Source organism: Actinomadura logoneensis (genome assembly GCF_003428695.1).
In the GTDB taxonomy this organism is placed as follows: Bacteria; Actinomycetota; Actinomycetes; order Streptosporangiales; family Streptosporangiaceae; genus Spirillospora; species Spirillospora logoneensis.
This window is the reverse complement of sequence record NZ_QURH01000418.1, coordinates 1-850: the sequence shown is the minus strand read 5'-3', so window position 1 is coordinate 850 and position 850 is coordinate 1. Positions and strand designations below refer to the sequence as shown.

General features: G+C 80.1%; 1 protein-coding gene. It reads left to right on the top strand.

All coding sequences use genetic code 11. The annotated features are described in order from the left end of the window. A partial coding sequence (locus DZF91_RS40085; RefSeq protein ID WP_328589197.1) for an ATP-binding protein occupies window positions 1–850 on the top strand: 850 nt, incomplete at both ends.

Sequence of the window (850 nt, the reverse complement as noted above, 5' to 3'; positions counted from 1 at the left end):
GGCGACCCGCCACGCCGCGGGCGCCGCCCGGCAGGCCGTCGCGGAGCTGGACCGCCTCATCGACGCCGCCGCGTCCGCCACCCTCGCCGACATCGACGCGCTGGCCGCCGGACAGCCGGACGTCGACTACCTGCGGACGGCCGCCGACGCGCCGCCGGACGTGGCCGCGGCGGCCCACCGCGTGGTCCGGGAGGCGCTGACGAACGCCGCGAGGTACGCCTCCGGCGCCGACCGCGTCCGGGTCGAGGGGACCGCCACCACGCTCACCGTCACGGTCACCGACGCGGGCGGCCCTCCGGCGGCGCCCGGCCTCGGCACCGGACACGGCCTGGCCGGGCTGCGCTCCGCCACGCGGGCACTCGGCGGGTCGTTCTCCGCCGGTCCGGACGGCCCCGGATGGACGGTCCGCGCCGAGTTCCCCCTCACCGCCGCCCCCGTTCCCGTCCCGCGCGGTCCGCGCGGGTGGCGGGGACCGGCCGCGCTGGACGCCGCCCTGGTCGTGCTCGCCGTCGCGCTGTCCCTGGGCGCCGCGCTGCCGCCGGGCGACCGGCCCGACCCGTTCTCCTCGCCTCGGCTCGGCGCCTGCCTGACCCTGGTGTTCATCGCGCACGCGCTCCCGCTCTGGTGGCGCAGGACCGCCCCGCGCGGCGCCCTGACCATCGCGCTCTCGGCGCTCCTGGCATGGCTCGGGCTCGACCTGGCCGGCTGGTCCGGCCCTCCTCTCAGCGACGGGTTCCTCTGGTACTGGTGGGTCGAACTGGCGCTGGTCCACGCCGTCGCCGCGCACGCGCCCGGCGGACGCACCTGGCCCGCGCCCCTCGCCGTCGCGGCCGTCGGCGGCGCGGCCCTC